We start from the raw sequence: 9257 nt of genomic DNA on the forward strand, positions 1-9257 counted from the left end.
TAATACTGACGGGTGGGGGAATTATCCTCATGCTGCTAACGCTGTTTTTCCTGCGCGATCACCGCCGGTTGCGGCAATTCACCTACACTTCGCTTTTACTCGGAATTGCCCTGCTGTTATTGCCGCTCACTCCGGGAATCGGTAAAGAAATATACGGAGCTCGGCTCTGGATTTCTCTGGCCGGTTTTAGCTTCCAACCCGCCGAACTAGCAAAAATCTGCTTCGTGATATTTTTTGCCGGATATTTAGTGGTACAGCGCGACAACCTAGCTCTAGCTGGGAAAAAATTATTTGGGCTCCAGTTTCCACAACTCCGCCACGCCGCCCCCATCCTAGTTGCGTGGCTGGCCGGGCTGGCAATTCTGGCTTTTGAAAAAGATTTCGGCACGGCGCTGCTGTTCTTTGGCTTATTCGTAGCTATGCTCTACCTCGCCACCGAACGGCTTTCTTGGATCGTAATTGGTGGATTACTCTCCAGCATCGGAGTTTGGTTCATCATCCAAATCATGCCACATATCCAAGCCCGCATCACCATCTGGCTCCACGCCTTTGACCAGCAAGTATACGATTCTCCCTACGGTTCCTATCAACTCGTCCAAGGCTGGTTTGGTTTAGCCTCCGGTGGTTTGCTCGGCACTGGCTGGGGAAAAGGCTATCCGACTATGTCTTTCGCCTCTAATTCTGATTTTATAATTGCCTCTTTAGGAGAAGAACTAGGCCTAGTTGGTTTAATAGCTATTCTCTGCCTTTATTTACTCTTCATTTTCCGCGCTTTCAGTATTGGCCTTCATCTGCGCGACGGTTTCGGGAAACTTCTCGCCGGCGGTTTTGGATTCGCCATCGCCTTGCAATGCTTCGTAGTCGTAGGGGGAGTGACGCGCGTAATTCCCCTCACCGGCTTGGCTATGCCGTTTCTGGCTTTAGGTGGTTCGGCACTTATTTCCAATTGGATAATAGTGGGAATTTTGCTGCGTATGTCTAGCGATGCGCGCCGCCCCTATAAGCCTGCCACTACGCCACTTTCCCAGTTAAATACTTCAGATTTAACTCCGCTTCTAGAAAAGGGTAGCGGCACCGCAGAGGTAGTTGATGCTGATTCCGCCGCAACTTTCGCCGCGGATTCTCCCGATACAGATTCGCACCCGACGGAGGTGGTACATCTATGAATCCACCTTTACGGAAACTCTCTCTCACCGTCATCGTCATGTTTGTGACGCTTATGCTGGCGGCGACCTATATCCAGTTTTTTCGCGCTGATGCGCTCAACGCCGATACCCGCAATGCCCGCACTCTCTATAAAGAATTCGGTACCGAACGCGGGCCAATTATCGTAGCTGGAGATGCGATAGCTAGCTCTAGCCCTACCGAGGGCATCTATAAGTATCAGCGTAATTATCCGGCGGGAGATCTCTACAGCCATATCACTGGCTATTTCTCCGTCACGCACAACTCGATGACCGGGCTAGAAAAGTACGGTAATTCGGTATTGGGAGGTTCCGATTCTTCGCTGTGGGCGCAGCGCATTGAAGATTTATTTACCGGCTCCCAGCCGCAGGGAGGAGCTTTAGCTCTCACTATCGACCCCGCCGCCCAAAAAGCTGCCTATAAGGCGCTAGCGGGGCGTCGCGGCGCCGTCGTAGCTATCGATCCACAGAGCGGAAAAATTCTCGCTTTACTCTCTTCACCTGCTTTCGACCCAAATGGGATATCCACCCAAGATAAGAAAGCAGCCGAGCAGTACTGGGAAGAAATATCAGCGCAAAGCGATAAACCTCTTTTAAATCGGGCTTTAGGTGACGACCTCTACCCGCCGGGGTCAATTTTTAAGGTAGTTACAGCCGCAGCTCTCTTGGAAGAAGGTGCTTCTCCGGAGTCTGTGCTGGATGCTCCCACCACGTGGACACTTCCAGAAACTAATTCTGTGGTGCATAATACCGGTGGGGCCTGCGGAGATGGCTCCGGCAAGGCGTCTTTGCGCACCGCTTTAGTGGAGTCTTGCAATACGGCTTTCGCTATTGCCGGCGCTAATTTAGGGGCCGAAAAACTCATAGCGACTGCCGAAAAATTTGGTTTCCATAAAGATTTAACTACCCCACTCCCGGTGCGCCCTTCTCGGTTACCGAAGCCGGCCAGTAAAGCCGCTTTAGCTATGGATGCTTTTGGCCAACAAGATGTGCAGGTCAGCCCGCTCCAAATGGCTTTAGTGGCCGCGGCAATTGCAAATAACGGCGAAATGATGCAGCCGTATTTAATCGACAAAGTATTGAGTGCGGATTTTGCACCCGTATCCCAGACTTCTCCTACCGTGCTGGCTTCCCCGATTTCTTCCGCCACTGCTCAGTATCTTTCTTCGATGATGCAAGATGCGGTAGAAAAGAACTACGGAGCACGCGTACAGGTACCCGGCATCAAGGTGGCCGGGAAAACGGGAACGGCAGAAGTGGGCGGAGCTAAAGCTCCACACGCCTGGTTTATTGGCTTCGAAGCAGCAGAAAATTCGCGGGTAGCAGTAGCCGTATTTATTGAAAATGGCGGCTATGGAATTGAATCAGCTGCCCCGGTAGCAAAAGCAGTGATGAATGCGGTGGTGAATAAATGAATTTTGTAATCCAATCGCAACTTCTCCAAGCAGATATTTACAAAAAAATACGGCATTATAAGCTAGAGGGTGGTTTTACACCGATAGGAGCGCGAGATAATGACTGAGATTCCCCGAATCCTGGGCGGTCGCTACGAATTAGGTGATTTAATTGGTCGCGGTGGTATGGCACAGGTGCATAAAGGCTACGATACTCGCCTTTCTCGTACAGTAGCTATAAAAGTACTGCGCGCAGATTTAGCGGCAGATCCTACGTTTTTGGCACGCTTCCGGCGCGAAGCTCGCTCGGCAGCAGCACTAAACCATCCAGCTATTGTGGCGGTATACGACACCAGCGAAGAGCAAATAAAAACTAGTAGTGGGAAGATTATTTCCCTTCCCTATATCGTAATGGAGCTAGTACGCGGAAAGACGGTATCGAAACTTCTCGAAAATGGCGAAGCGGTGCCGATAAGCGAAGCCGTGCAGATTACGATTGGCGTACTCTCTGCTTTAGAGTATTCCCACCGCGAAGGAATAATTCACCGCGATATTAAGCCGGGCAATATTATGCTCACTACCGACGGCAAAGTAAAGGTGACTGATTTCGGAATTGCGCGGGCAATTGCGGATTCGGCAGCCACTATGACTTCCACTAATTCCGTAGTTGGTACCGCCCAGTATCTCTCGCCGGAACAAGCGCGCGGCGAAGTAGTAGATGCCCGCTCTGATCTATATTCCACCGGCTGCCTGCTTTATGAATTACTCACCGGCAAACCACCTTTCCAAGGCGATTCGGCGGTGGCGGTAGCTTATCAGCACGTATCGCAAACTCCGCGGCCAGCTTCGGAAATTGCTCCTGATATTCCGGAAGCTTTAGACAGAGTAGTGATGAAAGCACTCGCGAAACGGCGCGAAGACCGTTATCAAAGTGCCGCCGAAATGCATCGCGAGCTTTCTGCCGCCATGCACGGAGAAGCAGTAACAGCTCCTCAGGTAGATACTTGGAAGACGCGCGTGGTGCCGATACCGCCGCGGCCCGTAGAGGCTACTCAGATTGCTACCGGACCGCTTCCGGGGGCAGCAGCTGGGCAAACGGATACCGATATTGAAATTCCGCCCACTCCCCAAAAATCGCACAACCTTTGGAAATGGGTAGCCGGCATTTTGATATTGCTGGTACTCACCGGAGTGGGCATAGCAGCGTGGAATGATGCCTTACCTTGGCAGGATAGAGGCACCGAAGTCACCCGCGTAAGCGTGCCGGATATGTCGAATATGACGCAGGCAGATGCCCGGCGCGCCTTAGAAGAAGTTGGATTAGTATTTGCCCTCGGAGATCCGGTAGAAGACGAAAAAGTACCGGTAGGGCGGTTTGTATCTTCTAATCCAGCTATCCGCACTATGGTTGATAAGGGCAGCACCGTCACGGTACATTTCTCCTCCGGAGTGGGAGAGGCGACGGTACCGGATTTGAGTAATGGTTCTTATACTGAAGAGAGCGCCCGCACCGAATTGAAATCTTTAGGTCTGATAGTGGGGGCGGTAGAAAAAGTAGATGAACCGGGCATAGCTGCTGGAAAAGTATTTGATACGGATCCTTCGGCCGGCACACCGGTCGATAAAGGTACGCGAATTACGCTCTATGTATCCACTGGAAAAGTCACTTTACCGACTCTGGTTGGAAAGAGCCTCGAAGCTGCCCAGAACGAATTAAATGCGCGAAAGCTGAACTACGATACTGTTTATAAAGCAAATTCTGCCCCGAAGGGCACGGTGCTCGAGCAGAGCCCGCTCGCTGGAAAAGTTGATTTCGATACGCGAGTAACACTCACGGTATCGGACGGCCCGGCAGATACAGATAATACCCAGCCTCCGCGCGAGAATTCACAGCCGGCAACTCCACCGCGAAATCAATAGTTACTACGGCTAAGGCTTAGCTGATAGTAGGTTTAGCTGATAGTAGGTTTAGCTAATAGTGGTGCCGAAGAAATCCGTTTCTTCTACTAGCCACGGAAAAGCATAGTTAAAGAGCAACCAAACTATCGCCAATATCAGCACCAGCGATTCGATTACCTTTAGCCAAGTAGGCCCCGGCAAATGCCGCCAAATAAATCCGTACATTTTCCTCTCCCTACTTCTTCGCTAACTCTGCTGGGTCAATAAGTTCTATCGGTTTTCCATCGCTGCGCTTCACCCAGTTATCAAATTCTGCCTGCACAATCCAGCGTTTATTGGCAATCCCCGGCGGATGGCAAGTAGTAATGGTAAGTAGCCGGCGCGTGGGGTTAATCCCGCTATAATCTTGCCCAGCTTCAACTCGTTCGCGCGCGCGGAAAGGATCGGGGGAAACTACATAGACATCACCGGGGTCTACTATTTGGTGACTAATTATTTTATACACATACCAGGTATCGGCAGTTTCGATGACGATTACGTCGCCCTCTTTTAACTTATCTACGTTTATCATGCGGGCACCGTAGACTTCTCTGTGCACAGCGGTGGAAAAATTGCCAATTTCCCCAGGCATAGCGGTATCTGTGTAGTGCCCAAACGCCCCGAAATCTAGTACTTGTTTCGTGGTGCCTTCGGCAATTATGCTTTGATGGTCATAGCCAAAAGCCGGAATGTGAATTACTCCGAAATGTTCACCGGGAGCTACTGCTTTTTCCCAAGCTGGCGGAGCGTCGTGGTGTGCTTCTCCTACGCCGGGAGGTAGTTTCCCAAATTCTTCGTGGATAGCTGCTACCGCTGTGGCTTGGTTACGCTCTCCTATTAGGTTGGTCCACCACAGCTGCCAAACGATAAAAAGCCCCAAGAGGATGCCGATGGTAATTAGGATTTCTCCTAATATTCCTATTGCTCCAAAAAGTAGCTTTCTTTTCCGGCTCGCCGGCGGGCGCGGAGCCGTACTTTGCTCACTCTGCGCGCGGCTACTGCGAACTCCTGCTCTATGCGAAGCAGAACGCCCCCGATGCCGAGGCACTTCGCCTATTTGTATTTCTTTTGTATCCACGCTCTTATTCTAAAACTTTCTTTGCGCGGGCGCTTCTTTGCTTTTTCTCTGCGTCCCACTCCCTTTTTTTACTATATCCATATATCCTTACCTGTGAAGCTATTTAAGTTTGTTGGGAGTAAAGATGCCTGAATCTAAAAAACGGCAAAAAGTAGTCGACCGCCGCAAAGCGCAGAATCGCCGCGCACAGAACACCGCTGAAGAGAAGCGTTCCCCGCGCTGGTGGGCACCGCTCATGGTGGCACTAGCTATTATTGGTCTTTTAATAGTGGTCACCGCCTATGTAACGAATGGGCGTTTCCCGGTTCCAGGGCTTAGCAACGGCAATATCAATCTTTTCATTGGAATTGGCTTTATGCTAGCTGGTTTCTTTATGACGGCGGGTTGGAAGTAGCCACTCGCCGCTTCCAAAGCGAATTATTTCCAAAGCGCACTATTTTCAAAACGAATTACAAGTTTGTAATTTATCCACGACTGTGGGAAAGCCTGTGGATAAATATTTGATCGCTTTTACTTGCGCCGTTTTACTTGCGTTACTTTACTTGGACACTCTCTTTACGTGCTTTTATATCTTTTAGAAAAATAACTCCCACGAGACTACTTAGAGGAAATAGAGTACTCCCACTAAAAGAGCAGCAATAAGGGCGGCAATTAGAATATCTAGGAGCAGGCTGGGCTGGCGGCGAAGCTTGCGGTTTACCACCCAGAGCCACATTAAGAGAGTGCCTCCTATTAATCCACCCACATGTGCTTGCCAGGCAATAGCGGGAATTATAAAACTGAGCGCCAGATTGATTCCCAATAAAATTGCTATACCGGCTGTATTTCCTTGTACGTTGCGCGTAAAAATTAGTAAAGCGCCGAAGAGTCCAAATACCGCTCCGGAAGCTCCTACTGCCGCGGTATGCATATTATTAGTCAGCACCGAAACGGCGTAAAACATGACGTTTCCCGCGAAAGCGCTCAAAATATAGAGCACTGCGAAGCGAAGAGAGCCAATTATGCGCTCTAATACTGATCCAATTAGCCAGAGTGCATACATATTGAATAATAAGTGCCAAAGGCCAGCGTGGAGAAAAGCCGCCGTAATAAAACGATAAGGCTGATAAAAAGCTAGGGGTGGGTAGAAGAGCAGCTGCGCGCCTATTACTGGCTGTATTTGCTCTGCTAAGACTAGTAGTGCGGAAAGCAGAATTAATCCGCAGGTGACCGGGGCGCTTTCGGCATAACGAAGAAACCGCCCCGTGGAAATTCCGGCCCAAAAGGCGCGCAGCTGCTCAGAAATACTTTTTCTCGGCATTAGTTAGACTACTCTGCCACCGAAATTGTTTCGATTACTACATCCTCTACCGGCCGATCGAGTGCGCCGGTCTCTACTTGCGCTATTTTATCTACTACTGCCTGCGAATCCGCATCCACTACTTTTCCAAAAATAGTGTGCTTTCCTTGTAGCCATGTAGTGGGGGCTACGGTAATGAAAAACTGAGAACCGTTGGTGCCTTTACCGAAACGCGTGCCCGCATTGGCCATTGCGAGCATGTAGGGAGCTGTGAAGTTAACTTCTGCCGAAATTTCATCGTCAAAAGTATAACCCGGGCCGCCGGTGCCCGTTCCGAGCGGATCTCCACCCTGAATCATGAAGCCGTCAATTACGCGATGGAAAATAACTCCGTCATAAAGTGGCCGCGTCACTTTCTCACCACTGCGCGGATTTATCCATTCGCGTTTTCCAGTGGCTAGCTCCGTAAAATTCGCTACTGTTTCCGGTGCATACTGCGGATAGAGCTCTACCGCAATATCCCCCATATTTGTGTGTATAGTTGCTTTCATAGTTCTATCTTTTCATAACTCTCCGGTAAATTCACCGCCGCGGGCACCAGTGCAAAAAGAAATTAGTAGACTAGTAGTAAATTACGAAAAGGAAAGATTATGCATTTTCGAAAAAAGGGTTGCTGCTCGGTATTTTTTCTCGGCTGCGCGGCGCTCGTGCTGGCAATTAAATTAGGTAAACTGCCCAAAATTAACTGCGGCGGCGAGCGGCCAGATCCGTGGGCAGCAGACTATTGGGAAAATCTGTAGTTTCTTTACTTCTTCTCCGCCCGCGCAGCCGGAGGAAACTCTTCGGCTTCTAGGCTACGCAAAATCCGCGCCGGATTTCCCACTGCGAGCACATTTGCCGGTAGATCTTTAGTGACGACGGCTCCGGCACCTACCACGGTATTATCACCAATCGTGACTCCTGGCAGCACTATCACTCCGCCTCCGAGCCACACATTATTGCCGAGCGTAATCGGAGCTGCTTTTTCAATTTTGGCGCGGCGAGCTGCTTTTTCTAGCGGATGAATAGGGGTCAAGAGCTGCACATTTGGCCCAATCATACAGTCTTCACCTATGCGAATTTCGCTGCAGTCCAGCGCCACTAAATTAAAATTAATAAAAGTGCGCGCCCCGATATAAATGTTTTCGCCGTAATCTACATAAAAAGGCGGCTTAATATATACATCTTCGCCTACCTCACCGAGCAGCTCATGGAGAATTTCTTTCGCGCGCTCTTTTTCTCCATAGACTTCTGCTCCGTAGTATTCATCAGTTAATTCCATACCCCGCTGAGCGACCAGTGCATTATCAGAATCAAAAGCTCTATACCAATCTCCCGCCAGCATGCGCTGGCGATCTGTGCGTGGATCTCCCGAAAAATAATCTTTCATATTCCCCATAATTTCAGCATTTCTTCGCCACTAATAAAGCAAATTTTAGAGCAATAAAAGAAATTTTCTATACAAAATTCAAATTGAGTGGAGCATAGGGGACTCGAACCCCTGACCTACTGCTTGCAAAGCAGTCGCGCTACCAGCTGCGCCAATGCCCCGTAGGGAAAACTGCTATTTCCGTGGGCCTAGATGGACTCGAACCATCGACCTCCACATTATCAGTGTGGCGCTCTAACCAACTGAGCTATAGGCCCATTCGTACTGCGTTTTAACTACGTACCGAGCCAGATTATCTTAAAAAAGCATATACTTACAAATCAAATTGAGTGGTAAGCAATAGAACTCACACTTTTTCTACCGCCTCCACTTTCTCCGGCTCTATTCGTCTGTAACTACTATACGCAAGCCACCTACCAGCGAAGCTACGGTATTGTAAATCAGCGCCATCAAACCGCCCGCGGCCGTACAGAGCACAATTTCCATTAACGCCACAATAATAGAAAAGGGAATCAATCTTCCAAATTCTAAGAATTGCCCCATTTGCAGTAACTGCTCCGATTTCAAAGTGGTGAAAAGCTCGGCGATACCTGACCACACGTGCATAGCATCAAAAATAAACCAAGCAATTATCGAAAGCACCACCATAACAATGCCCACCGCCACCGACAGCAGGAACGAAATCTTCACCGCCGACCACGGATTAATATGAGAAATAGTCAGTTGCGCCGTTTTTATTTCCACTGGATATTCTTCGGCAGGTACCGAATTTTCCACTCCAGCGGCAGCTTTTTCTTCTGCCATTATGCGCTCTCTTCCTCTTCTTCATCTTTTTCTAGATTAATAGCAATTGCAATAATTTTATCGTCTTCTTCGGGGCGTGCAAAGGTAACTCCTTGCGTATTTCTACCCGTCAGATTTACTTCATCTACGCGCGAGCGCACCACTTTTCCAG

12 protein-coding genes and 2 tRNA genes are annotated in these 9257 nt (G+C 49.4%); 5 read left to right on the forward strand and 9 right to left on the reverse strand.

Annotated features, from left to right (window positions below; all coding sequences use genetic code 11):
• The 3 genes from Q0X35_RS04830 to pknB form a co-directional block, all read left to right on the forward strand.
• A partial coding sequence (locus Q0X35_RS04830) for an FtsW/RodA/SpoVE family cell cycle protein (protein ID WP_297566110.1) occupies positions 1–1166 on the forward strand: 1166 nt, incomplete at its 5' end.
• A complete protein-coding gene (locus Q0X35_RS04835; protein ID WP_297566112.1) occupies positions 1163–2599 on the forward strand; it encodes a penicillin-binding protein 2 in 1437 nt (478 codons plus the stop codon). The genes Q0X35_RS04830 and Q0X35_RS04835, both read left to right, overlap by 4 nt.
• A 99-nt stretch (positions 2600–2698) precedes the next feature.
• The gene (gene pknB, locus Q0X35_RS04840; protein ID WP_297566114.1) at positions 2699–4498 is read left to right on the forward strand and encodes a Stk1 family PASTA domain-containing Ser/Thr kinase; all 1800 of its coding nucleotides are present in this window, start codon (positions 2699–2701) and stop codon (positions 4496–4498) included.
• A gap of 48 nt (positions 4499–4546) precedes the next feature.
• Here pknB and Q0X35_RS04845 read toward each other — a convergent pair whose 3' ends face one another.
• Positions 4547–4702: a hypothetical protein gene (locus tag Q0X35_RS04845; RefSeq protein ID WP_202613011.1), complete on the reverse strand. Its 156-nt coding sequence runs from the start codon at positions 4700–4702 to the stop codon at positions 4547–4549.
• A gap of 10 nt (positions 4703–4712) precedes the next feature.
• On the reverse strand, positions 4713–5594 hold the full coding sequence (locus Q0X35_RS04850) for a class E sortase (protein WP_297566121.1): 882 nt from the start codon (positions 5592–5594) through the stop codon (positions 4713–4715).
• Positions 5595–5718: 124 nt separating this feature from the next.
• On the opposite strand from Q0X35_RS04850, the gene Q0X35_RS04855 reads away from it, so the two are divergent.
• On the forward strand, positions 5719–5988 hold the full coding sequence (locus Q0X35_RS04855; protein WP_297566123.1) for a cell division protein CrgA: 270 nt from the start codon (positions 5719–5721) through the stop codon (positions 5986–5988).
• A gap of 207 nt (positions 5989–6195) precedes the next feature.
• On the opposite strand, the gene Q0X35_RS04860 is transcribed toward Q0X35_RS04855, so the two are convergent.
• Positions 6196–6894 carry a rhomboid family intramembrane serine protease gene (locus Q0X35_RS04860; RefSeq protein WP_297566125.1) on the reverse strand — a complete coding sequence of 233 codons (699 nt, stop codon included), beginning with the start codon at positions 6892–6894 and terminating at the stop codon, positions 6196–6198.
• Positions 6895–6902: 8 nt separating this feature from the next.
• On the reverse strand, positions 6903–7424 hold the full coding sequence (locus Q0X35_RS04865; RefSeq protein ID WP_297566127.1) for a peptidylprolyl isomerase: 522 nt from the start codon (positions 7422–7424) through the stop codon (positions 6903–6905).
• A 99-nt stretch (positions 7425–7523) separates the two neighbouring features.
• On the opposite strand from Q0X35_RS04865, the gene Q0X35_RS04870 reads away from it, so the two are divergent.
• Positions 7524–7673 carry a hypothetical protein gene (locus Q0X35_RS04870; RefSeq protein ID WP_297566128.1) on the forward strand — a complete coding sequence of 50 codons (150 nt, stop codon included), beginning with the start codon at positions 7524–7526 and terminating at the stop codon, positions 7671–7673.
• Positions 7674–7678: 5 nt separating this feature from the next.
• Here the strand turns inward: Q0X35_RS04870 and Q0X35_RS04875 are convergent, their stop codons facing one another.
• The 5 genes from Q0X35_RS04875 to Q0X35_RS04895 form a co-directional block, all read right to left on the reverse strand.
• Positions 7679–8311 carry a sugar O-acetyltransferase gene (locus tag Q0X35_RS04875; RefSeq protein ID WP_297566129.1) on the reverse strand — a complete coding sequence of 211 codons (633 nt, stop codon included), beginning with the start codon at positions 8309–8311 and terminating at the stop codon, positions 7679–7681.
• Positions 8312–8390: 79 nt separating this feature from the next.
• Positions 8391–8463: transfer RNA gene (locus tag Q0X35_RS04880), tRNA-Ala, on the reverse strand.
• Between the two features lie 22 nt (positions 8464–8485).
• Positions 8486–8559 (reverse strand) — tRNA-Ile (locus Q0X35_RS04885).
• A 124-nt stretch (positions 8560–8683) separates the two neighbouring features.
• A complete protein-coding gene (locus Q0X35_RS04890; protein ID WP_297566131.1) occupies positions 8684–9106 on the reverse strand; it encodes a DUF3566 domain-containing protein in 423 nt (140 codons plus the stop codon).
• On the reverse strand, positions 9106–9257 hold a 152-nt coding region (locus Q0X35_RS04895; RefSeq protein WP_297566132.1), incomplete at its 5' end, for a DNA gyrase C-terminal beta-propeller domain-containing protein. The genes Q0X35_RS04895 and Q0X35_RS04890, both read right to left, overlap by 1 nt.

This window comes from uncultured Arcanobacterium sp. (assembly GCF_947253055.1).
Lineage (GTDB): Bacteria > Actinomycetota > Actinomycetes > Actinomycetales > Actinomycetaceae > Arcanobacterium_A.